The following is a 25,688-nucleotide window of genomic DNA, read 5'->3' on the forward strand; positions in this document are numbered from 1 at the left end:
ATATTGCTACTAATATCCTTGTAAATCGCTAGAATTACCGTATAATATTTCATGCAGGAGGTGGACTATGGCGATATTACAACTAGAAGACGGTAAAGTATATACTGACCTGAAATATATTTCCCGGGAATTAGCATCCCTCAATATTCAACTCAATTATTGGCCTGTAGGAGAAGATTCCCAATTACACGAGTTACTGGCAAAAGATAGCCTCAACGAAGATGAAAAAGAACAAGTATTAGTAGCTTTGGATCGCTATTTTGAGCAGTTGCAACAAACAGCAGGCTATCAATTCCGTGACTTAATTGTTCTTCATCCAGAAACTCCCAACTTGGATGGATTGCTAACAAAGTTTGACAAGATTCATACTCATGCAGATGATGAGGTACGCTACGTTGTTGCTGGAGAAGGAATTTTTGGCTTTGTGCGTCCTGATGACACTCAGGTAGAATTAACAGTGCAACCACAAGAGTATATCAATGTGCCTGCTGGAACTGAACACTGGTTTTATCTCACGCCAAAGCGAAGAGTGAAAGCAGTACGTTATTTTACTAATACAGAAGGCTGGGTTCCTGAATATACGGGTACACTAATTCACAGACGTCAGGCTGTTGCTTAAGAATGAAACGTATCATTTTTTGCGACTTTGACGGTACTATTACGGTATCAGAAACCTTTGTGGCTGTGCTGAAGCGTTTTGCACCCCAGCTTTCTGCTCAACTGATACCAGAAATGTATGCACGGCGATTGACATTACGTGCAGGAGTCAGGCAGATTTTGGAGTCAATTCCATCTGCTTGCTACCCCGAAATTTTAGAATTTACCCGCAAAGAACCAATTCGTCCGGGGTTTACAGAACTATTGGATTTCTTGGAGGTAGAGAAAGTTCCTTTAGTAGTAGTTTCTGGGGGACTGCGGGGTATGGTGGAAGTTGTGTTAGGCGAACTAGTGCCACGAATTCATGCCATCCACGCTGTTGATGTTGATACCAAAGGTGAGTATTTGCACCCTAATTCAGAGTTTGAAGGTGGGACAGAATTAGTTGCGAAAGTGCAAGTAATGGAAAAGTATCCAGCAGATGAGAAAATAGCTATTGGAGATTCGCTGACTGATTTAAATATGGCATTAGCAACACCGATAGTGTTTGCTCGCGATCGCCTAGCCTATTATCTCGAAGAAAATCAAAAACCCTACATCCCCTGGCAAGATTTTTTAGAAGTGCGCGATTACTTAGCACAATTGTGGAATTCTGTCTAGTATAATGAACATTTCAACCCTCACCGATGTCCGTCTTGAGTTAATTGCTGCTGCCCGTTACTTTTACCAACAGGGTTGGATGGTAGGAACAGCAGGTAATCTTTCAATACGTTTATCTGATGGTAGCTTCTGGATTACGGCGAGTGGTAAGTCGAAAGGAGAATTAGCAATTGATGACTTTGTGCGGGTTTATCCTGATGGTAGGGTAGAACAACCCACAGAAGACTCCAAGCCTAGTGCTGAAACTGCTATTCACCAGGTTATTTATAACCTTTTTCCGGAAGCCATAAGTTGCTATCATGTCCACTCAGTGGAAGCTAATCTGGTTTCACGGTTTGTAAATGGAGATGCTTTACCCTTGCCACCACTAGAAATGCTTAAAGGACTTGGGGTTTGGGAAGAAAAGCCTGATTGTGTTATGCCTATATTTGCTAATCATTTACAGGTTCAGCAGATTGCAACTGAGATCAAAACAAGATTTAGCAACACTCCCCCACAATTACCCGCCCTACTCATCCGCGATCATGGTGTCACTGTTTGGGCTGCTTCCTCCACAGCAGCTCGTAACTACATTGAGCTAGTGGAATATATCTTCCGTTATATGGTTGCAGCGCGGCGAGTTTTTGGTGAAGTGTGAGGAGGTGGGTGATGGGGAGCTCGGGGCCCCCACGACCGACAGGGAGTGGGGATTAGGGACAGTGGGGTGATGGGGTATAAGGGGTGTAGAAATAACCATTGACCGTTAACTATTGACAACCAACAACTAACAATTGACTACCAATGATTAATACAATTCGTGTAATTGCCCGTATAACAGCTCAGCCAGAAAAAGTCGAAGATATCAAAGCTGTCTTACTGGAAATAATTGAGCCTACTCGTCAGGAGAATGGCTGTATAAAGTATGAGTTGCTGCAAAACCAGTCTGATCCTACAGAATTTACCTTTGTAGAAGAATGGACTTCTAATGACGCCTTAGACGCTCATCTTGCTTCAGCACATATTCAAACAGCAGCAGCTAAGTTGCAAGACTTGGTTGCTAATGAAATAGATATCCGTCGCTACACTCTGTTAGCTTAACTTTTTGAAGTTGCTCGACACGAGGAATTTGTTCGATAAATGGTTTGTTACAATGTATAAGTAAAATCTTTCACCAACATCCCAGGAACCATACTACCTCCTAGTTGCCGACCTTCATAAGTCCCGACTTCGGGAATAAATTCTTGAAAATTTGTGAAATCGAGTAAATTTTCACCCCAAAAGCGATAGAGACTATCGTCAAACCGCAAATTATCTATTGGTGCGATGATCTCACTATTTTCTACCCAAAAACAGGCATAGCGGGTCATACCTGTAATTCTACCTGTGGGGCGATCGCTCCAATTTAAGTAATGCAAGTTTGATACATATAATCCTGTGTCCAAACTGGGTAGAATTCGGTCAAATTCTAAACTACCCGGATTTATTTCTGGCGCACGTAAAGATTCATAACTATTAGCACCGTTAGCAGTTTTTTGATATTCCTTGGCAGTACGAGAATTTATCAAAGTATTTACTAATATTCCTTGAGTAATTATTGGTAATTCTAGTGCTGCCATTTCTCCCCATTCATTAAAACGCGGTACTGTTCCTCGTTGAAAGTTTTCTTTCAAATTAAACTTAGAAGAAAGTTGTTTTTCTCCAAGGGAAAGAGCAGCTAAAGCACTATTACCCTGTTGTAAATCAGCTTCACTTGTACCACCCCAAGAAAGCATCATTAATAAATCTGCTACTGCGGCTGGTGCAAAATAAGTTTTATATTGCCCACGTGGTAATTGCTTAATTGGACGATCCAGTAATTCTAGTTGCTTTTTTGCTTCTTGGATTTTTTGGATATAAGCTTGTTGATGCCAATCACTACCTGCAAATATACCTTTAACAGCTTGTCCTTCGGAGTTAAATATAGAATAATCTAGAGTAAAAGAATCAGTGGCAAACCAGTGTTTTTGACCACAAGAATCGGCATAAGCATGAACAACAGTTCCCCCAGCATAAAAGCCAGTAAAATCTAATTCTGCAACTGATTCTAAAACTGCTGATACTACTGCTTCTTCAACCAATAAATTACCAGGATGAATTTCGCGACTAGTGTTAGTTCCTAATGGCAATACTAAATAAGGATCTAAAGGTAGCAAGGGAAGTTCTTCGCGTAGTTCTTGCAAAGCATTGTATGTTACTTGCCAATCTATTTCCCAATTGCCAGTAAAAGGAATTTGACGAAAACTACTACGCTGATCTTGCATTAAAGTTAGGTCAATCCAGCCATCAGCAACTATACCTGTTTGTCTGACTTTGGCATGATTGAAACGAGTAAATTGACTACGCTCACTATTTAATTTGACAGTGAATTCTTCAGTTGCTGCTTTTTTAAGCAAGAGAGTATCAATCAGTTGGTTAAAGCTGACTTCTAATGTAGATAATTCCTCGTGTTTCATCTAAATTCCTAATTTGAAAGGGAAGTGGGGGAGCTACTTTTGTGATCGGGTGGTGGGGTGGTGGGTGGGGTGGTGGGGTGGTGGCGAGAGTTTGATTCTGCATTCTCCCCATCCCCGGTTCTCCCCATCTCCCCTAATCCCCACTCCCTGGGGTTGTGGGGACCCCGAGTTCCCCATCTTCATTCACGCGCCGCCACCGAATACTTCGACGTTAGCAAATTGACAGACGGGTGAACCATGTCCTACCCAAATAGCTTGATTTGGTTCTCCTTTACCACAGTAGGGAGTACCGTACATCTCCCAAGTTGAAGAGTTTCCGACTTTAGTTAAGCTGTGCCAAAATTCCGGAGTCGTAGCTCGGTAGTTAGGATTACGCAAGGTTTTGGTTAATTTACCGTTCTCAATTAATTTAGCGTATTCACAACCAAATTGAAATTTATAACGGCGATCATCTATTGACCAGGATCGATTAGATTCCATGTAAACGCCGTGTTCTATGTCAGCAATAATTTCTTCAAAAGAAGCTTTACCTGGTTCTAAATTTAAGTTTGCCATCCGGTCGATCGCAGGTCGATTCCAAGAACAAGCACGCGCACAGGCTACTCCCGGTACACCTGCTCTTTTTTGACTTTCCAAACTACCCAAACCCCGCAATAACAGCCCTTCCTTGATCAAATACTCTCGTGTTGCTACAGCACCAGTGTCATCGTAACCATAACTAGCTGATTCACCGGAAACAGTGGGATCAAAGGTGATATTCATCAAGGGAGAACCGTAAACCAAAACCCCAAAATCACTTTTATTCACAAAGCTACCACCAGCGTAGTTGCGCTCATCTCCTAAAATTCTGTCTAATTCTAGGGGATGTCCCACACTTTCATGAATTTGTAGCATCATTTGGTCTGGGGCTAATACCAAATTAGTGCGTGTGGTTGGACATTCTTCTGCTGTTAAGAGTTCTACTGCTTCTTCCCCAATTCGCTGTACTCTTTGCCAGAGATTTTCTGGTTGGAGTAATTCCATACCACCTTGGAAATAGTTTGCTTCCCAACCATTGTTAGTGCGCTGCTGGACGATCGCTCCATCTTGGGCGATCGCTCCATAGTGGGTACTGAGAAACAAAAATTTTTGATATACTTCTGAGCCGTTACTACTGACAAACCATGTTTCTCTTTCACCAGTATTTGCACCAGCAGTAGTTTTCACTATTTGCTCAGAAACTTTGAGTGATTGGCAAATGCGGACTAGTAAATGGTTGATTTCTCCGGCACTAAGACTATTCAATGGTTCAACAAAAGGTGAAACGTATTCACCAACCACTTTCGGACGTTCACTTCTGGCTTGAAAAGGATGTATCCACCACTGCTTAGCTGTGATTGCTTGTTGATACGCTTTTTTCGCAGCATTTTGTAGACTCGTCAGTTGGAGAGAATTAGTTGCTGCATAGCCGATACAGCCATCAACCATGACTTCTAGCATGGCTCCTGTGGTGACAGATTTACCGTTGCGTTGGGGTAAGCCATCACGCACAGAATGATGAGCAGAGGTGTCTTTAACTACTCGGATACCGAGCCAATCAGCAGGAAGATTGATGTGAGCGATCGCTTTTGTGAGTTCAGACCACATTTAGAAAGTAAAGAAACAAAAGTAAAAAGTAAAACCAATTCTCCAAAAGGAGGCTACATATGTAGATGCTAGGTTAGCACGGCTGTGCTATTTTCCAAACATTATTTATGTGTAGTAGAATTTTTTGAATTTGTATAAAACGCTTCAAAATTATGAAGTATTTTTATTTAATTATATAGTTTATTATAAAAAATTCACAGCAGCGATCGCTAACCATAAAACCCAGGACTTACGCACAACATCTCTCTAACTCTTATTCCTCTGTGTCCTCTGTGACTCTGCGGTTTTATTCTTCTATCACTCGTGTGAACTTCTAATACCATAATAATCGCCACCCTAATTTGATTCTAGAGCGGCGATTGTTTGTATTGGCTATCTCACAAATGTGAGAATTAAACGACATTAGCAACTATTTGTGTGGCTTCTTGCAAAATCTCCTCTAGATGAGCTTCGCTCTTAAAGCTTTCAGCATAGACCTTGCATACATTCTCAGTACCAGAGGGACGAGCCGCAAACCAGCCGTTTTCAGTCGTTACCTTCAACCCACCAATTGGAGCATTATTACCAGGAGCATTCGTTAATTTGGCAGTAATAGGATCACCAGCAAGGGTGGATGCTTTCACATCTTCCGGCGCAAGTTTACCCAGACGCGCTTTTTGTTCTGGCGAAGCGGGAGAATCGATCCGCTTATAGAACGGTTTGCCTAGTTTTGCTGTTAAGTCTTGATAGTGTAAACCAGGGTCTTTACCCGTGCGTGCCGTAATTTCTGCTGCTAACAAGTCTAAGATTATACCATCTTTATCTGTCGTCCAGACAGTTCCATCCTTACGCAAGAAAGAAGCACCAGCACTTTCTTCACCACCAAAGCCAAAGGAACCATCAAGCAAACCGTCTACAAACCACTTAAAGCCGACGGGTACTTCACATACCTGCCGTCCGATGTCTTTACCCACTCGGTCAATCATGCTGCTACTGACCAAAGTTTTACCGATCGCACTTGTTGCCGGCCAGCCACTACGATTGGTAAATAAATACCAAATTGCCACAGACAGGAAGTGGTTGGGGTTCATCAAGCCAACGCTGGGGGTGACGATACCGTGGCGATCAGAATCTGTGTCATTGCCAAAGGCGATATCGTAGTCATCCTTAATCTTGACCAAACTAGCCATAGCGTAGGGTGATGAGCAGTCCATGCGGATCTTACCGTCCCAATCTACACTCATGAAGCGGAAAGTTGGATCAACGGTGTTGTTAACTACGGTGATATTTAAACCATAACGTTCAGCGATCGGCTGCCAATAAGCAATATTCGATCCACCCAGGGGATCAACACCAATGCGGATACCAGAGGATTTGATGACATCAATGTCGATGATATTTTCTAAATCGTTGACGTAGGGAGTAATAAAGTCAAAATAGTGAGTCGTGGCTGCCCTGATAGCAGATTCATAGGGAATGCGCTTCACATCCCGGTTTTGATTTGCCATCAACTCATTGGCACGGGTTTGAATCCACTTGGTAATCTCTGGTTCCGCCGGTCCACCGGAAGGCGGGTTATATTTAAAACCACCATCACTAGGTGGGTTATGGGATGGGGTAATGATGATCCCATCTGCTAAACCACTAGTTTTGCCTTTGTTGTAGGAAAGAATAGCATGAGATACTGCTGGTGTGGGCGTGTATTGTGCGTAACCTTCGCCCGCAGCTATGTGAACTTCTATATTATTAGCTGCTAGTACTTCTAACGCAGACTTTTGGGCAGGAGCCGAGAGTGCGTGTGTATCCATGCCCATGTACAGCGGTCCATTAATACCCTGACTCTGACGATACTCAGCAACCGCCTGAGATACGGCTAAAATATGGTCTTCGTTAAATGTGCCATTGGCAGAAGAGCCACGATGACCGGATGTACCAAAACTAACGCGTTGTAGTGGATTATCAGGGTCAGGATGAACCGTGTAGTACTGATCCAAAAGCTGTTCGACATCAATCAAAATATCGGCTGGAGCAGGTTTCCCAGCCAAGGGATTGATTTGTTCTGCGGCTGTTGTCTGCATGGCGCTCGACCTATGCTGCTATGGTTTGGCTACGTCCAGAATACCGTGAAATGACTTCTTACAGGAAGTTGGGACAAGGGGAAAGATTAAAGGTATTGAATTTTCCCTGTACCTTTTAGCCTTCCTCTGTTTCCAGGATTTCCTTTGCTTTTAACAATTGTGCGTAATGTTCTTCACTAACTTTGGGATACGCTAAGTTTAAGGATTTCAATTTGTCGTAGATAAAGTAGCCTACAGCAATGCGGGTAAACCATTTGTGATCTGCTGGGATAATATGCCAAGGTGCCCACTCTGTACTGGTATGGTTGAAGACATCCTCGTATGCCTGCATGTATTCATCCCAAAATTGTCGTTCTTTGACATCACTGATAGAAAATTTCCAATTCTTCTCCGGAAGTTCTATTCGCTTTAAAAAGCGCTTTTTCTGCTCTTCCTTTGAGACGTTGAGAAAAAATTTCAGTACGATAATGCCGTTATTAACAAGATATTTTTCAAAGTTATTTATCTCTTCAAATCGTTGTTGCCAAATGTGTTTATCTTTTGTTGGAGGCGGCAATTTTTGCTTGGCGAGCAGTTCTGGATGTACACGCACCACTAGCACTTCTTCGTAGTAAGAACGATTGAATATCCCGATGCGTCCTCGTTCTGGTAAAGCTTTGAACGATCGCCACAAATAGTCGTGATCTAATTCCTCGGCGGAAGGAGCTTTGAAACTAAATACTTGGCAACCTTGAGGATTGATCCCCGACATGACATGTTTGATTGTGCCATCTTTACCAGCGGCATCTAAAGCCTGAAGAATGATCAGCAAAGCATAGGTATCCTGAGCATAAAGTATATCCTGATACTTCGCTAACTCTTTGACCCCGATTTGCAATAACTCTTGGGCTTCACTTTTTTGAAAATTGCCCGTATAGTCTGGATCAAAGTCTCTCATCTTGATCTTTGCTCCACGTGGAACAATCATAGCTTTGGGATTCAAGCGAGTCAGGAAGTCCGCGTAAGACATAGCTTTAGACTAGGGAGTTGGGAAAAGGGTAATTGGTAATTGGTAATGGGTAATTGGTAAGTGGAGTATTACCTAAGAGTTGCGATGGTCAAAGACCGTTCCTTCGGAGCATCGCAGTGGGTATGTAAACTTAAAGTGATTATCCGAGCCTGATATAAAGGTAAAGGGCAAAGGAAAATATACTTAATTTAAAACCTTCACCCTTGACCCTTCATCCTTCTTGACTTACCCTTTACCTTACTTAACTAGTAAGGCCACTTCCAATTCACGATTTCGGGTTTATCAGTACCGTGTTCGTAAGCGTAGTTACGGCAGGAAATTTGCTCGTCCTTGAGCATTTCTTTGACGTGGGCACCTGCTACTTTTAGTTTCGGAACCCGATCAATCACATCGATCGCTATACTAAAACGATCAATCTGATTTTGGATTGCCAACTCCAGTGGGGTGTTAATGTTGCCTTTTTCTTTGTAACCGCGTACATGCATGTTGTTGTGGTTATGACGGCGGTAAGCTAGGCGATGAATTAACCAAGGATAGCCGTGGAAGTTGAAGATGACTGGCTTATCAAGGGTGAAGAGGCTGTCAAAATCGCGATCGCTCAAACCGTGAGGATGTTCTGTATCTGGTTGTAACTTAAACAAGTCAATGACGTTAACAAACCGGATCTTCAAGTCAGGGAAATTTTCTCTCAATAACACAGATGCTGCTAATGCCTCTAGGGTGGTAATGTCACCTGCACAAGCTAGCACTACATCTGGTTCTGTACCAGCATCTGTACTGGCCCACTCCCAGATATCAATGCCCTTGGTACAATTGCGGACAGCAGCTTCCATATCATGGTATTGCAAGTGCATTTGCTTGTCACACACAATCACATTGATGTAGTCCTGACTGCGTAAACAGTGGTCAGCAACTGACAACAGGGAGTTGACATCGGGGGGAAGATACACACGAACCACGTCTGCACTCTTATTGACAATCAAATCTAAAAAGCCTGGATCTTGGTGAGTGAAGCCGTTGTGATCTTGCCTCCACACGGTAGAGGTAATCAAGATGTTGAGTGAAGAAATTTCTTTGCGCCAACTAACATGTTTGCTTATTTCTAGCCATTTGGCGTGTTGGTTCACCATCGAATCAATCACGTGGACAAAGGCTTCGTAGGTGGAGAAAAAGCCGTGACGACCGGTGAGCAAATAGCCTTCCAGCCAGCCTTCCAAGGTGTGTTCACTCAATATCTCCATGACGCGACCGTCAGGTGACAGTTCACCACCATCTGCATCTTCTGGCAAATACCCAGCAATCCAAAACTTCTTACTGCCTTCGTAAACAGCATTCAGCTTATTGGAGGTAGTCTCGTCGGGGCCAAACACGCGGAAACTAGACATGTTCGACTTGATGACATCGCGCAAGAAAACCCCCAGAGGCTTGGTGTTTTCAAATTCAATTGTTCCAGGCTTTTTAACCTCAATGCCATACTTGCGGAAGTCGGGTAATTTCAGCCCCCGACGCAGCACACCACCATTAGCGTAGGGAGTAGAACCCAGACGTTTTGAGCCTGTGGGAACCACTTCCTTAATTTCAGGGAATAGCCTACCATTCTCATCAAATAGCTCTTCAGGCTTGTAGCTGCGCATCCATGCTTCTAGCATTCTCACATGCTCTGGGTTAGAATGCATTGCCCCCATTGGCACTTGATGAGCGCGCCAGAAACCTTCGACTTTGTGTCCATCGACTTCCTGAGGACCTGTCCAACCCTTGGGAGTACGCATCACAATCATCGGCCAACGAGGACGCTTAGGAATGCCACTACTACGAGCTTCCTGTTGAATTTGATGAATTTCCGAGATGCAATGATCTAAAGTTGCGGCCATTGCCTGATGCATACTTTCGGGATCAGAGCCTTCCACAAAGTAGGGAGTGTAGCCATAACCCTGAAATAAGTCTTCTAGTTCTTCATGGCTGATACGAGCCAAAATGGTAGGGTTGTTAATTTTGTAACCATTCAGGTGCAGAATAGGTAACACTGCACCGTCACGAATGGGATTGATGAATTTATTAGAATGCCAGGAAGTGGCTAAAGGCCCTGTTTCGGCTTCTCCGTCGCCAGCAAGTGCAACAACAATCAAGTTGGGGTTATCAAATGCTGCACCATAAGCATGAGATATGCTGTAACCTAGTTCGCCTCCTTCGTGAATCGAGCCAGGAGTTTCAGGGGTACAATGGCTACCAATTCCACCAGGGAAGGAGAACTGTTTGAAGAATCGCTTCATTCCCTCTTCGTCTTCGCTACAGTCAGAAAAGTATTGGGAATAGCTACCTTCTAGGTAACAAGGGCCAAGGAATCCAGGCGCACCGTGACCAGGACCTACTATGTATAACATGTCCTGGTCAAATTTTTTGATTACGCGGTTGAGGTGAGTGTAAATAAAACTGATCCCCGGACTGGAACCCCAATGTCCTAATAAACGATGCTTGATATGCTCGGGTTTGAGAGGTTCTCTGAGCAATGGGTTCTCCCGCAGATAAATCATGCCAATAGCCAAGTAGTTGGCAGCACGCCAGAATGCGTGCATTTTACGGAGTTCATCAGAGCTAAGGGGCGCACCGGCAACTGTTGACCGTGCTTTGCCATAACAGGTAATAGAGCTAGTTTCTTCAGCGCTTGGTTTTGGGGGTGTTGCTACCATTTTGCACCTTTGTAATTTAATTTGGAATACTCTACAACAAGCCGCTTTGTGTCTACGTGTCTATGCAATTTGGAATTCGGAATTCAAATTTGTGCATTGCAATCAAGAATGCTTTTGTAGTGATTGCACTCTTGTAAAGGATTTCTTAACTATCGCTGGGTAGAAATCAGATAGAACAGAAGATATATATGTCTAATTCAATAGGTAGATAAACCTCACTCAAATGCTTGTTTTAATAACTTGTTAACTATGTTAGGTCAACAGCAGCAAATGAGCCACTCAAGCAAATTTTAGTTGAAAATTGAGAATTTAAACTTTGAAAAAAAACTAAATTACATAGATTTTAACCAAAATATTTTAGATGTGAGCAGAAGCTGCTGGAGATTGTCTTAACTACAGGACTTAGGCAAAAGTTGCTAAAAAGATTTATTTATCGAACCGCCAAGATGCCATAGACGCGCAAGCGGCTACTTTCAGAAGCCACTTCGTGTCTACCGGAACGGTAGAACGCCAAGGGTTTGTAGAGTGTGCGTAAATCCTAAATTATTCTACAGCAGTCTCATTTGCTTCACGAACTTTTCTTAGAGGTAGGCAATAGGAAAAGAAGTGGAATAAGGGAGGTAGATAAGTAGGTCGTTTTTTTTCAAAAATAAAGTGTGAGACTTATAGTTAAATTAATTGTTTACTATCAAAAATTCTTATATAAACTTTTCTTAACCATATTTTTAGAAAAAATTTATATTCTGAAGTGATTTAGAATTGACAAAAGTTTGAAAAATATAATTTTTTCTTTTAAATCAACCAAGTAGAACGGTACAATTTAAAGTTAATTCGTATTGCTAAGGAAGATTGTTTGAAACCTATTACCGATTACCCATACCTAATTATGACAATTGAAAATTATCAATTAGTTTATGCTTTCGATGGCGATCGCAATCAGCCTGTTATCCTTTTTCTACATGGATTTATGGGTAACAGTCATGAATTTGATCAAGTAATACAATTACTAAATAACGATTTTTATTGTTTGAAAGTAGACTTACCGGGTCATGGAAATACAAAAGTTTTGGGAAGTGAAGATTACTATACAATGACACATACTGCCCAAGGTTTAATTGACTTATTAGATAATTTAAAAATTCATCAATGCTTTTTAGTTGGTTACTCTATGGGGGGCAGATTAGCTTTATATCTCACTTTATACTTTCCTGGGAAATTTCCAAAAGTTGTTCTAGAATCTGCTTCTCCTGGTTTAATAAAATTAGCAGAACGTCAAGAAAGAATTCAGCGGGATCAGCAAATTGCTAGAAAATTAGAAAGAAGCATTGAAAAAAATGATTTTATAGATTTTTTAATAAATTGGTATAATCAGCCGATTTTTGGCAATATCAAAAATCATCCACAGTTTCAGAGTTTGATAGAAATTAGAACACAAAATAATCCCATAGAGTTAGCTAAATCTCTGCGATTAATGGGTACTGGCTGCCAACCTTCTTTGTGGGAAAAACTTAAAGAGAATCAAAATGATTTACTCTTATTAGCGGGCGAATATGATGAAAAATTTATAGATATAAATCAACAGATGGCTAAGATATGCCAATATTGCCAACTAAAAATAGTTAGTAACGCAGGGCATAATATTCACTTTGAAAATCCAAATGCATTTGTAGAAAATCTCAAAAAATTTTTAATATCGAATCAGCCATTCAGGGAAAAATCCCACAATCAAGCATGAAAACCTCTTCCCAATCCCTGTTTCCTCATCCTTTCCCCGCCATCTTTAACTCTTCTTGTAACATCTTTTGATAAATCTTAGGTAAAAGGGGGCTGACAGAATTGGTTTCAATGCCATATCCCAAACTTGTCCATGTGGGAGATAGTCGCCGCAAAACTTCATCTAATTTCCCCTGACGTAGTAGCTGGGAAATATTTACTCCCCAAACTTGAGAATCACTCAACCAACTATGTACGACTGTGTCTTGATACTCTGGTTCAAAACTGTAATGAACCCAAAACATAAGTCGCGTTGGCTTTGGATGATATTTGGGTGCAATTGTAAACCAAGTTGTGTTGATGATTTGGTATCTGCCGGCTGCTGTAGAACAATTACCCTTGTTGGGACCAACGACAATGGTGACACACTTTTCTGGATGGCGGCTGAGATCACTGACATGTTCTCCACCATACAAAAGCGAGTAGGGACGATTACCGCTAGCTTCGCTGGCTGAAATCGTTCGCATCAAGGCGCGGATATAGGGATCACCGCCTTTCATTACTAAGGGCGGTTGTCTAGTATTGAATACGGGATCAGGACGCGATCGCAAATTATCGATAATATACCACTGGAATAAACACACAAATACTAATAAAGCAGCCAGTGGGCCGATGAATTTTTCAACGCCTTTGAGTTCCAAGCCTTTCAGAGTTCGACTCCTTAAAAATTGGTCATTGGTTAGTGATCTTACAAATGACAAATGACAAATAACTATTGATTTTTGTGTCAGACTACACCTGCAAATAACTCGCTAAAACTTTTCGCCGCAGCTTCTGGTTTGGCTACGATCTCTACAATTTTATTGCGTGCTGCTGGCTCAAATAAAGCTTCTACACAAACTTGAGCGACTTTTTGTCGAGGAATGCTACCTTCAAACAAGGTATCCGCACTTTGCATGACGATTGAGTCGGTGTTATCTTCATTTTTCAGACCACCTGGTCTGACAATTGTATAAGTCAGACCACTTTTTTGCAGATATTCTTCAGCTTGTTTTTTCCAGACTAAAATTAGCCAGAATAAGTTCAGGGGATGGAAAAATTGGGAAGTAGCCAAAGAAGAAACAAGAACAAAATGCTCTATCTCCTTAGTTTTGGCAGCATCGACTAAATTTTTAGTACCTTCATAATCTACTTTATAAGGACCTGTAGGGTCAAAGCTGGGTTTTGCTCCTGTTGCACACAAAACGACTGTACTATCTCCCAAAGCAGCAGCTAGATTTTGTCGATCCAACACATCACCTTGCACTAATTCAACTTCGTTGGGCAAAATATTCCTGGCTTTTGCGACATCGCGCACCAAGGCGCAGACGGGAATATTTCGCACCGTCAGTTCTTGTACGATGCGACGACCTGTTTCTCCTGTTGCTCCTGCTACAAAAGCTTTCATTTTTTACGCTATCCTGGGAAACTAGTATGTCTTTTTTCTGTCTCTATTGTAGAGATTCGATGAAATTTTATAATGTATTTTTAAGTTTTTCGTCAAAATGTAGATCTGGTACGAAACCTTGCACTGAACCGGGGAAATATTAATTTAGACAATTTTAAAAAATATACAAAAATCTTATGATTTCAAAAAAACAAGAATATCAGTCTATGGAATCATTTGAGTCCTTGGAGTCAACAGAGGCTGTTTTGTCTATAGCATCACCGATCGCAGACACTGAAACTGCATCTCCAGAAAAATCTCTAGGGACTACCACGATATTTTATGGTCGTTATCAAGACAGCATGGAAATGTATGCCTCTGCTGACACAATTGCTGAATATTTAAATAATCATAGTAGTTGGTTTTCCCGGTGTGCTGAACCGATGAAAGTAGAACCACTGGGGGAAAATGGTTATGCTTTGGTAATAGGTCGCTTTGGGTCGTTTGGTTATGAAGTAGAACCGAAAGTTGGTTTAGAATTACTTCCTCCTAAAGATCGTATTTACCGCATTCGTACCATCCCGGTTCCCAACTACCAAGCACCTGGTTATGAAGTAGACTATAATTCTTCGCTACAGCTGATAGAAATTCAACAATCCCAATTTTCTAATAATTCTGTAGAAATTACGAGAGTAGAGTGGGAATTGGATTTAAAAGTCTACATTAACTTTCCCAGATTTATTCAGCGACTACCCAAGGCTTTAGTGCAATCTACAGGCGATCGCTTACTTAATCAAATTGTCCGTCAAGTCTCCCGCCGTTTAACCCGTAAAGTCCAGGAAGATTTTCATCAGTCTTTGGGCATAGAATTACCAGCAAATGTCAAGAAAAATAAATAAATTAATAGTCATTGGTCATGTGTCGTTTGTCATTTGCAATCTCTAATAACCAATGACCAATAGCTACTGACTAAGCATTAGTCAGAATTTTTTGCACAATTTGCATACCTGTGATAGCTTGCCAAGTAAACAGACCTAAAAGGGTAAAATTTAGCAAAATATGAGTGACACGGGCCCAATTTGCCCCTTTTTGCATATAGGGAGATAAAGCAGCAGAAAAGGCAATAATAGTAGTCATGCACAAACCTGCTAGCAGGTGTGGCCCAACGAACAACTTACCATTATTAATGTAGGTTACAGCCATCCCACCAATAGAGCCCGCCACCATAAATGCCAATAAAATAGATCCAATTTGATAATGTCTAACGTTATATCTGCCTTTAATCAGTTCTTTCTTTTGTTCACCCTGGGCATTTCTCGTGCGCTGCACTTGCAGACCCAAGTAAGCAGCGTATACAGATATTAGTAATAATGCCCACATCATGATAGGGTGAAAGAATTGCGACCAGTATTTTACCGATGGTGATAGTTCCAGATTCATTGCCTTAGCCCCTATTCTTAAATCTTCATAAAAATTAGCATAACCTTAAATTGGGGCGGTGGGGTGATGGGGATTGGGGAGACAAGGGGGACAAGGGGGACACGGGGGACAAGGAGGAGTATTAAACCAATAACTACTAACCACTGTAGAGAGGTGCCATGGCACCTCTCTACAACAACCAACAATGGACAATTGACCATTGACCATTGACTCTTGACGATGGACTATTGACTAATGACCAATGACAAATGACAAATGACTAATGACGCTTCATTGTTAAAGGCTGTTAAAACTGGTGATATTAGGCAAGTACAAGCGCTACTGGCTAGCGGCGCCAGTCCTGATGTGACAGATCGCGAAGGTACGACGGCGTTAATGTTTGCTGCTAATTTTGGCTATACAGAAATTGCGCGATCGCTTTTGGATGCTGGGGCGAATGTTAATTTACGCAGAAGACGCTACGGTTTAACAGCTTTGATGTTGGCTGCGAGTGCTAAGAGTATTGACATTGTGCGACTTTTAGTATCCAGAGGTGCAGATGTAAATGCCACTAATGAGGATGGTAGTACGGCTTTGATGGCAGCAGCACTTAAAGGCCATGCTGAGGTGGTACAAGTCTTACTGGCTGCTGGTGCAGATGTCAATGTCAAAGATAAAGATGATGATACTGCTTTGAAATTAGCACTCAAGCAAGGACACGTTGCTGTTGTGCAAGCAATTCTATCAGTCAGTGCAGATATTAATGCCCAGGATGAAGAAGGCGAAACCCCGTTGATGCTGGCGGCAGACTTGGGACATTTGCCCATTGTACAAGCATTATTGGCGGCGGGGGCTGATGTAAAGTTGCAAAACCGCGATCGCAGCACAGCCCTATCAGCAGCAGCGGCAGCTGGACATTGTGCGATCGCAGCCTGTTTACTAGATGCAGGCGCTGATATTAATGTCCAAGATCAAGATGGGGAAACCGCCCTACACCTTGCGGTTGTAGAAGGTTATACCGATTTAGTCGAATTATTACTTAGTCGTGGTACGAATGTCCAAATCAGAAACAACCTGGGCGATACACCTTTGCTTGTAGCAGCATTACAGGGATATAGCCAGATTGTAGAAATTTTACTGCGCCATGGGGCAGATGTGAATGTGAGAAACTTTGGTGAAGTACCTTTGACATTGGCAGTTACCCAGGGACACACTCAAACAGTGCAGGTGTTGTTAGAGTTTGGTGCTAATGTCAATATCTCAGCAGATGATGGTAAAACACCGTTGATCAAAGCAGCAGAACGCGATCGCACCAGCATCATCCAGCAGCTATTAGCCAAGGGTGCAGATGTAAATTTGCAAGACTCAGCTGGAGCAACAGCTTTAATGTGGGCAACTTCCCGGGGCTACACAAAAGCTGTGCAATTATTACTACAAGCAGGTGCAGACGTGAATTTGAAAAATCAAGGCGGCTATACAGCTTTGATGCTAGCAGAGTTTAATGAATATCAAGATGTAGCACGGCTGTTGCGGGCGGCGGGGGCGGTGGAGTAAATAGAAGGCAGAGGGTAGAAGATTTTACGTTTAATAATGTCCAGTGACTTTGTGCTTTGGTGCTAAGAGTTTTAAACCACTAAGACACCAAGACACAAATAGTTTTTATGTGTTTGGGTATGAACAGTGCCTGTTGGCGACTTAATATTGTCAATACAAAATATTGAAAAAAAGTAAAAATTTAGACTATCTGTTGGGTGCATGTAAAAATGTACACCAAAAGATTAATAACTAATCACAATGAGTGAAAGTAAGAGTTTATTGGAAAATAATGATTATTTACCTTTGCGATCGCCCCACACTCAAAGAGTTTTTACAAAACTGCGCTTTGGCTAGTCTTGGTTCGCCAGAAGCACTAGAGTTCTTTAGCCGTCCAGAAGATACAGCTTATTGTGCAGAGTTTATTTATATCAGCTTGAATACACCTGTTTATCCTTTTAACAAGCAGGGTTTGACTTTGCTGTTGGATGGTGATAAGGCAAAGGCATTAGAAATACTTAAACTCCAAGAGTATCAAAATAAGGGACAGGAAAACATTCTGAGTTTCAAAAGCGATAACCCACAATTTAAAGCTTTTAATATTCAGATGCCACTAGTACCAGCTGATTTACCACCTTTAGATGTGCTAATGGCAAAGCATGGACAAACTATTGATCCTAATAGTATTCCCTTTCCACCTTTTAAATTATCTCAGGTACTGCGGCGTGCCTTCCGTACTTTGCTTCCCCGCAGCAATGCGTTAAATAATTCAAAAATTGTGCAAGCACAAGTCAAACTGTTTGGATATCTAGAACCTTTGATTATGAGGCAATTAGGTAATTGAAATTGTAAAATATAACTCTTGACAGGCAACGGGTAACAGGAACTAAGTATATTGAGAGTTTAATTTAAAACCCTTATATTAGGCTCTTAGCCCACAGTTTACTTGCAGGCAGGTTTATGTATTGCTATGCATTTTTGAAGTAAAAATAAATAATATAGATGTCATGTAACAAACTTGGTCATGCCTCATTCTCAGCCATACCAGCCTTTGCTGTTACGAATACTTCACTCTATCACTGCTTTATTGGTTATTGGTGCAGCTATTACAGGATTTTTGGTTTATGACAGTTGGGATCGCAGATTTGGCGGATTTGGTTTCACACAAGCTAATCGAAATTTAATTGATATACATGGTACTTTTGGATTTTTGATCTTTTTTGTTGCTCTACCAATATTTATTATTTATTGTTTGAAAGCTGGTAGAAGTCGTTTGTTACAAAAGAATTCTTTACAGCAATTGACTTTAGTAGGTAAACCGATTTGGTGGTACACACTACAACGTCTTGCCAATACTGCGATGTTAGTAGCAGCCCTATTTGCTGTCATTTCAGGTAAGTTTCAAGATGAAAATTGGCTACCAAGGGGAGAGGTAAACCATATCTGGTATTATATACATTTAATAGCTTGGTTAGTAGTAGTGTTTGCACTTGCGATGCATTTGCTCATGAGTGCTAAAGTAGGAGGCTTACCTCTTTTACTTTCTATGTTTGACACAAAGTTTCGCCCGGAAGATAGTCCGCGATTATGGCGTGAGAAAATTATTAACTGGTTACGTCGTCCTGGTTTGTAATCGTTAGGCTATCTAAGTTGCTGTTAGCAGAATTTTCTCTCCGTTCAAAAAATTTGTGGGTAGGAGTTGGTTTTCAGAAAGGAACTTCACGAGAGTTGATAGAAGCAGCAATTACACATGTGTTTAGAGAACATCAACTTTCCCAAAGTGCGATCGCAGGCCTTGCTACTATTGATACTAAAGCTGATGAAGTTGGCTTAGTAGAGCTTTGTCGGGAACGAAATTGGCTTTTAAAAACCTTCTGTGCTGAAATTCTCCGCACAGTTTGTGTTCCCAATCCTTCCCAATTGATTCATCAATACATAGCAACTCCTAGTGTTGCTGAAGCTGCTGCTTTATGTGCAGCTGAGTGTAAAAGTCTGTTAGTTCCCAAACAAATTTTTCGTCCTGTGACCAAAGATCAAAAAGGTATGGTGACGGTAGCTATTGCTCAAGTGAAAGATAGGAAGTTGTGAGGAGTCTGTAGACGCGCTCATCGGCTTCAAGGTAGAGTACCCGTAGGGTGGAGTAGTCAATAATCAACCACTAACCAATGGCAAATCACCAATGACAATTACTCAACTACTCTCAAGAAATAATTGATTACACTAGAGACTATTGATAACACAATTGAACCTAATAAAGCTGCTATAGGTCCTTCAATGACAAAACCATAACTGGGAGTGAGAAAACTTGCTAGCCATAAAGCAAATGCATTGATGACAAAGGCAAATAAACCAAAGGTGAGCAAAGTGATGGGAAAGGCTAGAATTCTAAATATTGGACGAATAAAAGCATTGACTATCCCTATGAATATAGCAGCAATCAAGGCTGTAACAAAACTATCTACCTTAAAGCCAATATCAAAATATTGAAGAATATTAGCTGTTATTAGCAATGCAATTGCTGTACCAAGCCAAGTTAATAAAAAGTTTTTCATGACCTGTTTAATTTCGATTTGCCTGTTCTCTTTTGGATATTTCTAAAATCATACTTAGTAAGCAACTCTAGTTGCTTCAAAATAGGAAGGTAAATGTAAAAGCTTCACTATGAACATGTTGCTATTTTTTAGCGAGGAAAAATTAAATTTGTATTGAAATATTGATAACTAATTATATCTATAATTTGACACGATTCTTGACTTCTTTGAGTAAATCGAGGATCTTGATTATTGAAAATAATGAACAAAAAAAGAGTCTATTTTTCAGTATAGACTCTTTTATATAGCTCAGAATCATGGTGTTATTATCCTGCTGTACGACCAATAATTCTCATTTGGTGATCAACAATGTTTTCATCTTAATTATCTTTGAAAGGTTTAGGAATCACTACATCAGCATTGTTGGTTTCGTGACTAGAATCATTCATCTTGAGTGATAGACTAGGGTTAGAAAAATTAACGTCGCCGTAGTAGAATTTCCCAAGTTTCGCCACCCACAACACCATCAGGTTCAATACCATAGCGTCTTTGCAAAGCTTTAACTGCTGCTTCAGTTGCTTCACCAAAGTCCCCATCCGCAGCACTTTCAAGGTAGCCGAGTTTTCGCAGTCTCATTTGTAATCTTCTGACTTCAACATTACTCATGCCTAGTCGTAAGATGGGGTATCCTTTAGAAGTGTATTGCACACCAGGAATCTTCTCAAAATGTGGATTTGGCTGAGTGCGTTTAGTAGACTGGGTACGGGTGTTTGGTTGAGTAAGAGTAGATGATGATTGGGTAACTGTTTTCTTCTGAGAATTAGTGGATGTAGTTTGTTTAGGTGGTGTTGCAGGTTTTGGTTCGGGAGTGGTAGTAAGTACTGTAGAATTATTCGAAATCTGAGTTGTAGTAGTTGTGGAATTATTCGCAGTCTGAGTGGTAGTAGTTGTGGAGTTGTTGAGAATTTGAGTTGGAACCGGAAAGTTACTGGCTGAGTTAGCGATGGAAGTGGTAGAAGCAGTGGACGATGCGATCGCTTCACCAGGAAAAAGTCTTTGCCAAGTAATAGCATCAACAATACCATTAGGATTTAAACCAGCAGCTTGTTGAAACTGGGAAACTGCTTTGGCTGTTGCTTGGTTATAATTTCCATCTACTGCACCTGTGTAGTAGCCTAAAAGTTTGAGTGCTGCTTGTAGTTCCGATACAGGTTGTCCTTGACTACCTAGTTGCAAGTTAGGACGATTGATGCTGAATTGGGTGATTTGGGCAATTTCTAGTGGTGTTGCACCTACTGGTACAACAGAGGAGACAAATAGCACAGGTGCAGAGGAAAATAGCAGTAATTTGATTCCTATTAACAATTTATGCCCTTGCTTCTGTTTAGGTAAACAGCATTTTCCAAACTGGTTGAGCGAACTTAAGTAGCCAAAGAATCTGGCTGTCATGGAACTCTGCCCTCGGTAAAGTTCATGGTAATACTCTATAAGGCAAAAGGTGATAAAATGCAAGAGCAAAATATTGATATATGCTACTAAATAACTGCATTTTTAACTGCTGCTTCTTGACCAACTAAAGATACGTAAGGTTTCTGTAAATACCGAGAAGCTACTGTCATCGCATCCTCAGCGTTAACATTGGTAATTAGTTCCTGGAATTTTTGATCAAATTCAATTCCCAGTCCCAAAATTTCATACCAGCCATATATTTGGGCTAGTTGTCCATTAGTTTGCTTGCCTAAAGCGTATTGTCCTAAAATTTTATTTTTTGCTGCTTGTAGTGCTACTTCTGTAAGTGGACTGGTATAAAGTAGGTCTACTTCTGCTTGCAATCCGGACAGGGCAATTTGAGTATTTTCGGGAGCCGTTCCCATATACACTACAAATGTGGCAGGAAAAAGCCGTGTGGGGTAGAAGGCGGAGACTTCGTAAGCTAAGCCGCGCTTTTCTCGTAGTTCCACAAATAATCGACTGGAAAGTCCATTGCCCAAGTATGTAGATAATAACTTTAAAGCAGCGTAGTCAGGGGAATTGACTGCTGTAGCCATGTAACCCAGCATGACGATTGATTGTTGTGTCTGTTGGGGTATAATTACGTATTCCGGCTGGACGGTGAGATTTGGTAAATTCAGTGTGGGCAATGGTTTAGCAGCAGGTGGTTGCCAATCACCAAATACTTTTTCTACTACTGCAACAGCATCATCTAAAGTGATACGACCAGCAATACTAATCACCAGATTATCTGGACGAAAATAAGTTTGGTGAAACTGGACTAAATCTGTACGGGTGATGCGACTCATGGTCGATTCATTCCCCAATGCTGACATAGCATAGGGATGATCTTGGTACATCACTTGGCGTAGTTGATCAAAAGCGACAGTGAAGGGATGTTCTTTTTGAGAACGAATATCTTGCAGGGCGATGCGTCGTTCTAGTTCGACTTCTGCTTCTGGAAAAGTAGGTGATCGCAATATCTTTGCTGCTAGTGTCAAAATATCAACAAAATCTGCCGTGACTGTCTTCAAAGACAGCTGAAAATAATCAGCAGCTGTATCTGCACTTAAATTAGCCCCTATAGACTCCACTTGTTCAGCTATTTGCAAGCTGGAGAGTCCCTCACATCCTTTTGTTAATACCGCAGACAGCAAATGTGCCAATCCTGCTTGTTCCCGGTTTTCGTAACAACTACCAGCACGAATAAAAATCCGCGCTGCAATGATATCTGCTGTGGGATTTTCTGTCAGGAGTAACACTATGCCATTATCTAAGACGGTACGGTGAATATGGGATTTTTTGAGGGAAGTGGTCATTTCTGGATGGTTCGTTGTTGGTGATTGGTGTTTGGTGGTTGGTAGTTTGTTGTTAGTGGTTGTTCCAAACAACTAACAACTAACACCTAACAAGGTTTTAATACGGTAACTGCGTAATGATGAGGTGAAAGATACTCTTGTGCTAATTTTTGTAGTTGTTGGGCATCATAAGACTGGATTTTTTCTGGATATATCATCGCTAATTCTACTTTGGCGATGGTGTTGTAGTATCCATACAGTCCTGCTAGTTGATTGGGCGTTTCTGTGGAGAAGGCAAAATCATTACATAACAGGCGTTGACAGCGAGTTAGTTCCTGAGGGGAAATACCATTAGTTAGTAAATCCTCTAGGTGTAGACGAATTAAGGACTCGACACGTTCCAGATTTTTTGGTTCTAACCAAGCAGTAATCGTAAATAAACTTGCATCTTTTTGCAGGGAGAAATTACTGCATATACCCTGCACTAATTGTTGTTCTTCCCGCAAGTCCCGGACTAAGCGTGATGTCCGCCCTTCTGCTAGTAAAACTGAGAGTAAATCCAATCCGTAAGCGCTGCGGAGTTGTTCGACTCCTGGTCCAGTCCACGCCATCAACAATCGCGCTTGTTCTAAGCGGGGTAACTCTAATTGTTGACGGCGAATTCCGGCGATGATCGGTCTTGCTACTTCCTCTGTGGGTGGACACTCACAACAGCGATCGCCAAAACTGTTAAATTTACGACTAACTAATTCTAGAGCTACTTCCTGGCTGATTCCGCCAACGATTACCACCGTGATATTTTCGGGTTGGTAATAAGTGCGGTGAAAGCAGCGCATATCCTCTGGTGAGTGCTGCATCAGTTCTCGTTCTGTACCCAACACCGAACGTCCGTAGGGATGGTGCTGATAAATACTCTGAAGTAATGCTTGAAATCCTATCCAATCAGGATCATCTTGGCAAGAGCGAATCTCTTCTAACACCACATCTCGTTCGCGGTTAAATTCATCTTCGGGAATCGCCGCATTCTGCAATAGTTCTGCCAAGTAAGGAAGAGTCTCTTCAATAAAAGCAACAGCTGTAGTAATAGAGTAATGGGCATAATCATAACTAGTAGCCGCGTTAACTACCCCACCCCTGTTTTCAATTTTTTGGTCAAATACTCCTGGTGGCAGGTTTGCGGTTCCTTTAAATATCATGTGTTCTAAAAAGTGAGCCATGCCAAACCAAGGGCTTGGTTCAAGTCTAGTACCTGCACGTACCCAAACATCCGCCACAACCACAGGAGTGTCGGGAATTTCTTGATGGATAAAGGTTAAACCATTATCTAGTGTAAGGACCGAGGTTGGAAACACGGTAATTATGGGTTTTTGTAACAATATTTTGAGAGATTTAATCACAATTTATCGCAATCTTGCAATCCTAACTCTTGTGTGAACACAAATTAGAATCAATTGATACATATTTTTGGAAAGGCAGCTATGTTGGAGGCAGAGGGCAGGAGAAAAACCCCTAAAATTAATGTATGGGGTTTCCCTTATCACTTCTCATACATTTTCTATCTTGTTGTTCACGAATAATTTAGGAATGCTATATTAATTCCTGTGATTTTGAAAAATTAAAATTCTTGGTCTTTTTACCTTCTGAAATAATTAAAGCCCCTTAGTCCAATTAGACTTAAGGGGCCTTGATTTTTATTCACCGCAACGCCGTTTTACCTAAGTTTTTGACCTGGAGTAAGCCAGGTGGGTACCATGTTTTCCGTTTAAAGTTTCCGGGTACAAGCCCGGTCTACTGCCACGAAAAATGCTCGGTTCCCTTACTTTTACAAGTCATAGATCACAAAACTTGTTGGCAGTCACCAACGTCGCAGTGCTATGAATTGATTATAGCTTTTAAAAATGATTTTGTGTATGCCTAATGAGATTTTTTTGCCGATTTAATTGGCGTACCAAATATTTTCTATATTGCGGGCGATCGCCATTGCTTCATCTGGATTTTGATCATTTAACAAAACGGTGACATGACCTAATTTTCGCCCTGGACGAGATTCTGTTTTACCGTACCAATGGACGTAACTTCGGGGAATTTGTTTTATTTTTTGGCGTTTAGTAATATAGTCGTCTGTTGATATTTCGTAGCCCAACAAATTTATCATAATAGCACATGAGCAAGTTAAATTAGGATTGCCCAAAGGCAAACCAGAAACAGCCCTTAAGTGCTGCTCAAATTGGGAAGTTTCACAGGCATCAAGGGAAAAATGTCCAGAATTGTGAGTGCGAGGTGCTATCTCGTTTACTAGCACTTTGTCATCAGCACTAAGAAATAATTCAATCCCAAAAACTCCCACTGCTTTGAGGCTATTAAGGAGTGTATGGGAAATATTCTCAATCTCTTTTTGAATATGTGATGGTATCTCCGCTGGTGCAATCACTCGCCGACATACTTGTTCTTCTTGTTGGGTTTCTACAATTGGGTAAATTACTACTTTACTATCCACAGAACGCGCTGCTATTACTGCTAGTTCTCGCTCAAAAGGAATAAATTCTTCTAATAAAAAAGCTAGATTATTTGCAGATTCTAATTTTTGCTGAAGAGTTTGGATATCTTGAATAACAAAAGTACCCTGACCATCATAACCGTGACGACGGGCTTTTAAAACTATTGGAAACTTTAATTTACTTTGAAGTGAAAAATTATGAAGATTTTCGCTCTCTATTCCTAACTCTTGACTTTCAATAGCTAACTGTTTATTTTCTGTTGGCGAGTCTTGTCTCCAGATCCCTTTAATATCGAAAAAATGGGGAACTGGTAAACCTAAATCTCGTAAATAACAGCGTTGATGATATTTATCTAGAAGCGGAACTAATGCTTGTAAAGGTGGACGAAAACAAACGCCTTGCTCTGCTAAAATCGATAAAGCTTCGATATCAACAAATTCATTTTCAAAAGTAATGATATCGCATTTAGTAGCTAAAACTTTTGTAGCTGCGGCATCGTTGACTGGAGCGAAAATAGTCTCATGAGCGATCGCTACAGCAGGATCATAAGGGCTGGGGGTTTGTACCACCAATTCTATACCTAATTTTTTTGCTGCACCGCCCATCATCCAGGCGAGTTGTCCGCCACCGATTACACCAATACGTACCATCTTACCCCAAATAATTACGAAG

Annotated in this window: 23 protein-coding genes and 1 other RNA gene; 10 read left to right on the forward strand and 14 right to left on the reverse strand. The window is 41.2% G+C overall.

All coding sequences use genetic code 11. The features are described from left to right. Positions 1-67: 67 nt before the first annotated feature. The 4 genes from UYK_RS0114140 to UYK_RS0114155 all read left to right on the forward strand — a co-directional run bounded on the left by UYK_RS0114140 (position 68) and on the right by UYK_RS0114155 (position 2,334). Complete coding sequence (locus UYK_RS0114140) at positions 68-619, forward strand: 1,2-dihydroxy-3-keto-5-methylthiopentene dioxygenase (protein WP_009457144.1); 552 nt, start codon at positions 68-70, stop codon at positions 617-619. A 2-nt stretch (positions 620-621) separates the two neighbouring features. After that, positions 622-1,257 (forward strand): HAD-IB family phosphatase, encoded by a 636-nt coding sequence (locus UYK_RS0114145; protein ID WP_009457143.1) that lies wholly within the window; start codon positions 622-624, stop codon positions 1,255-1,257. A 4-nt stretch (positions 1,258-1,261) separates the two neighbouring features. Further along, positions 1,262-1,894, forward strand: coding sequence for a methylthioribulose 1-phosphate dehydratase (gene mtnB, locus UYK_RS0114150; protein ID WP_009457142.1), 633 nt, complete (start codon positions 1,262-1,264; stop codon positions 1,892-1,894). A 143-nt stretch (positions 1,895-2,037) separates the two neighbouring features. Next, the gene (locus UYK_RS0114155) at positions 2,038-2,334 is read left to right on the forward strand and encodes a putative quinol monooxygenase (protein WP_009457141.1); all 297 of its coding nucleotides are present in this window, start codon (positions 2,038-2,040) and stop codon (positions 2,332-2,334) included. 47 nt (positions 2,335-2,381) lie between these two features. On the opposite strand, the gene UYK_RS0114160 is transcribed toward UYK_RS0114155, so the two are convergent. The 5 genes from UYK_RS0114160 to UYK_RS0114180 all read right to left on the reverse strand — a co-directional run bounded on the left by UYK_RS0114160 (position 2,382) and on the right by UYK_RS0114180 (position 11,107). Beyond that, positions 2,382-3,728: a metallopeptidase TldD-related protein gene (locus tag UYK_RS0114160; RefSeq protein WP_016871619.1), complete on the reverse strand. Its 1,347-nt coding sequence runs from the start codon at positions 3,726-3,728 to the stop codon at positions 2,382-2,384. 183 nt (positions 3,729-3,911) lie between these two features. Further along, the gene (locus tag UYK_RS0114165) at positions 3,912-5,354 is read right to left on the reverse strand and encodes a TldD/PmbA family protein (RefSeq protein ID WP_009457139.1); all 1,443 of its coding nucleotides are present in this window, start codon (positions 5,352-5,354) and stop codon (positions 3,912-3,914) included. Between the two features lie 392 nt (positions 5,355-5,746). Continuing rightward, positions 5,747-7,411 carry a phosphoglucomutase (alpha-D-glucose-1,6-bisphosphate-dependent) gene (gene pgm, locus UYK_RS0114170; protein ID WP_016871620.1) on the reverse strand — a complete coding sequence of 555 codons (1,665 nt, stop codon included), beginning with the start codon at positions 7,409-7,411 and terminating at the stop codon, positions 5,747-5,749. A 115-nt stretch (positions 7,412-7,526) separates the two neighbouring features. Further along, entirely contained in the window at positions 7,527-8,420 is an 894-nt protein-coding gene (locus UYK_RS0114175; RefSeq protein ID WP_016871621.1) for a polyphosphate kinase 2 family protein, read from the reverse strand. Positions 8,421-8,665: 245 nt separating this feature from the next. Then, complete coding sequence (locus tag UYK_RS0114180; RefSeq protein ID WP_009457136.1) at positions 8,666-11,107, reverse strand: phosphoketolase family protein; 2,442 nt, start codon at positions 11,105-11,107, stop codon at positions 8,666-8,668. A gap of 886 nt (positions 11,108-11,993) precedes the next feature. On the opposite strand from UYK_RS0114180, the gene menH reads away from it, so the two are divergent. After that, positions 11,994-12,842: a 2-succinyl-6-hydroxy-2,4-cyclohexadiene-1-carboxylate synthase gene (gene menH, locus UYK_RS0114185; protein WP_009457135.1), complete on the forward strand. Its 849-nt coding sequence runs from the start codon at positions 11,994-11,996 to the stop codon at positions 12,840-12,842. Positions 12,843-12,867: 25 nt separating this feature from the next. Here menH and UYK_RS0114190 read toward each other — a convergent pair whose 3' ends face one another. Next, positions 12,868-13,521 (reverse strand): glycoside hydrolase family 24 protein, encoded by a 654-nt coding sequence (locus tag UYK_RS0114190; RefSeq protein ID WP_016871622.1) that lies wholly within the window; start codon positions 13,519-13,521, stop codon positions 12,868-12,870. 86 nt (positions 13,522-13,607) lie between these two features. Further along, the gene (locus UYK_RS0114195; protein WP_016871623.1) at positions 13,608-14,267 is read right to left on the reverse strand and encodes an NAD(P)H-binding protein; all 660 of its coding nucleotides are present in this window, start codon (positions 14,265-14,267) and stop codon (positions 13,608-13,610) included. A gap of 176 nt (positions 14,268-14,443) precedes the next feature. Between UYK_RS0114195 and UYK_RS0114200 the strand changes: the two genes are divergently transcribed. Continuing rightward, positions 14,444-15,145: a DUF1997 domain-containing protein gene (locus UYK_RS0114200; RefSeq protein WP_009457132.1), complete on the forward strand. Its 702-nt coding sequence runs from the start codon at positions 14,444-14,446 to the stop codon at positions 15,143-15,145. 70 nt (positions 15,146-15,215) lie between these two features. Here the strand turns inward: UYK_RS0114200 and UYK_RS0114205 are convergent, their stop codons facing one another. Beyond that, the gene (locus UYK_RS0114205) at positions 15,216-15,686 is read right to left on the reverse strand and encodes a DUF4079 domain-containing protein (protein WP_071588124.1); all 471 of its coding nucleotides are present in this window, start codon (positions 15,684-15,686) and stop codon (positions 15,216-15,218) included. Positions 15,687-15,941: 255 nt separating this feature from the next. Between UYK_RS0114205 and UYK_RS0114210 the strand changes: the two genes are divergently transcribed. From UYK_RS0114210 to UYK_RS0114225, 4 genes are all read left to right on the forward strand, one after another. Further along, positions 15,942-17,219, forward strand: coding sequence for an ankyrin repeat domain-containing protein (locus tag UYK_RS0114210; protein ID WP_016871625.1), 1,278 nt, complete (start codon positions 15,942-15,944; stop codon positions 17,217-17,219). A gap of 271 nt (positions 17,220-17,490) precedes the next feature. Then, positions 17,491-18,042, forward strand: coding sequence for a hypothetical protein (locus UYK_RS0114215; protein ID WP_016871626.1), 552 nt, complete (start codon positions 17,491-17,493; stop codon positions 18,040-18,042). A 180-nt stretch (positions 18,043-18,222) separates the two neighbouring features. After that, entirely contained in the window at positions 18,223-18,831 is a 609-nt protein-coding gene (locus UYK_RS0114220; RefSeq protein WP_016871627.1) for a cytochrome b/b6 domain-containing protein, read from the forward strand. 17 nt (positions 18,832-18,848) lie between these two features. Next, entirely contained in the window at positions 18,849-19,286 is a 438-nt protein-coding gene (locus UYK_RS0114225) for a cobalamin biosynthesis protein (protein ID WP_016871628.1), read from the forward strand. 98 nt (positions 19,287-19,384) lie between these two features. Here UYK_RS0114225 and UYK_RS0114230 read toward each other — a convergent pair whose 3' ends face one another. From UYK_RS0114230 to UYK_RS0114250, 6 genes are all read right to left on the reverse strand, one after another. Further along, positions 19,385-19,750 carry a phage holin family protein gene (locus tag UYK_RS0114230; protein WP_009457127.1) on the reverse strand — a complete coding sequence of 122 codons (366 nt, stop codon included), beginning with the start codon at positions 19,748-19,750 and terminating at the stop codon, positions 19,385-19,387. 456 nt (positions 19,751-20,206) lie between these two features. Then, positions 20,207-21,178, reverse strand: coding sequence for a peptidoglycan-binding domain-containing protein (locus tag UYK_RS0114235; protein WP_016871629.1), 972 nt, complete (start codon positions 21,176-21,178; stop codon positions 20,207-20,209). 86 nt (positions 21,179-21,264) lie between these two features. Next, entirely contained in the window at positions 21,265-22,539 is a 1,275-nt protein-coding gene (locus UYK_RS0114240; protein ID WP_016871630.1) for a M16 family metallopeptidase, read from the reverse strand. An 86-nt stretch (positions 22,540-22,625) separates the two neighbouring features. Beyond that, the gene (locus UYK_RS0114245) at positions 22,626-23,870 is read right to left on the reverse strand and encodes a M16 family metallopeptidase (protein WP_026086471.1); all 1,245 of its coding nucleotides are present in this window, start codon (positions 23,868-23,870) and stop codon (positions 22,626-22,628) included. A 339-nt stretch (positions 23,871-24,209) separates the two neighbouring features. Beyond that, positions 24,210-24,394, reverse strand: a non-coding RNA gene (gene ssrS, locus UYK_RS25115) — 6S RNA. 60 nt (positions 24,395-24,454) lie between these two features. Next, complete coding sequence (locus UYK_RS0114250; RefSeq protein WP_009457118.1) at positions 24,455-25,666, reverse strand: 5-(carboxyamino)imidazole ribonucleotide synthase; 1,212 nt, start codon at positions 25,664-25,666, stop codon at positions 24,455-24,457. Positions 25,667-25,688: the final 22 nt, after the last annotated feature.

The sequence above is a fragment of the Fischerella thermalis PCC 7521 genome (genome assembly GCF_000317225.1).
Taxonomy (GTDB): domain Bacteria; phylum Cyanobacteriota; class Cyanobacteriia; order Cyanobacteriales; family Nostocaceae; genus Fischerella; species Fischerella thermalis.

Bases quoted from the DNA above. Each gene is read 5' to 3' on its own strand.
- UYK_RS0114250 (WP_009457118.1), bottom strand. From the start codon at position 25,666: ATGGTACGTATTGGTGTAATCGGTGGCGGACAACTCGCCTGGATGATG.
- UYK_RS0114215 (WP_016871626.1), top strand. From the start codon at position 17,491: ATGATTATTTACCTTTGCGATCGCCCCACACTCAAAGAGTTTTTACAA.
- UYK_RS0114145 (WP_009457143.1), top strand. From the start codon at position 622: ATGAAACGTATCATTTTTTGCGACTTTGACGGTACTATTACGGTATCA.
- UYK_RS0114165 (WP_009457139.1), bottom strand. From the start codon at position 5,354: ATGTGGTCTGAACTCACAAAAGCGATCGCTCACATCAATCTTCCTGCT.
- UYK_RS0114220 (WP_016871627.1), top strand. From the start codon at position 18,223: ATGCCTCATTCTCAGCCATACCAGCCTTTGCTGTTACGAATACTTCAC.
- UYK_RS0114200 (WP_009457132.1), top strand. From the start codon at position 14,444: ATGATTTCAAAAAAACAAGAATATCAGTCTATGGAATCATTTGAGTCC.
- UYK_RS0114235 (WP_016871629.1), bottom strand. From the start codon at position 21,178: ATGACAGCCAGATTCTTTGGCTACTTAAGTTCGCTCAACCAGTTTGGA.
- pgm (WP_016871620.1), bottom strand. From the start codon at position 7,411: ATGCAGACAACAGCCGCAGAACAAATCAATCCCTTGGCTGGGAAACCT.
- UYK_RS0114175 (WP_016871621.1), bottom strand. From the start codon at position 8,420: ATGTCTTACGCGGACTTCCTGACTCGCTTGAATCCCAAAGCTATGATT.
- UYK_RS0114240 (WP_016871630.1), bottom strand. From the start codon at position 22,539: ATGACCACTTCCCTCAAAAAATCCCATATTCACCGTACCGTCTTAGAT.
- mtnB (WP_009457142.1), top strand. From the start codon at position 1,262: ATGAACATTTCAACCCTCACCGATGTCCGTCTTGAGTTAATTGCTGCT.
- UYK_RS0114180 (WP_009457136.1), bottom strand. From the start codon at position 11,107: ATGGTAGCAACACCCCCAAAACCAAGCGCTGAAGAAACTAGCTCTATT.
- UYK_RS0114140 (WP_009457144.1), top strand. From the start codon at position 68: ATGGCGATATTACAACTAGAAGACGGTAAAGTATATACTGACCTGAAA.
- UYK_RS0114195 (WP_016871623.1), bottom strand. From the start codon at position 14,267: ATGAAAGCTTTTGTAGCAGGAGCAACAGGAGAAACAGGTCGTCGCATC.
- UYK_RS0114210 (WP_016871625.1), top strand. From the start codon at position 15,942: ATGACTAATGACGCTTCATTGTTAAAGGCTGTTAAAACTGGTGATATT.
- menH (WP_009457135.1), top strand. From the start codon at position 11,994: ATGACAATTGAAAATTATCAATTAGTTTATGCTTTCGATGGCGATCGC.
- UYK_RS0114205 (WP_071588124.1), bottom strand. From the start codon at position 15,686: ATGAATCTGGAACTATCACCATCGGTAAAATACTGGTCGCAATTCTTT.
- UYK_RS0114155 (WP_009457141.1), top strand. From the start codon at position 2,038: ATGATTAATACAATTCGTGTAATTGCCCGTATAACAGCTCAGCCAGAA.
- UYK_RS0114230 (WP_009457127.1), bottom strand. From the start codon at position 19,750: ATGAAAAACTTTTTATTAACTTGGCTTGGTACAGCAATTGCATTGCTA.
- UYK_RS0114160 (WP_016871619.1), bottom strand. From the start codon at position 3,728: ATGAAACACGAGGAATTATCTACATTAGAAGTCAGCTTTAACCAACTG.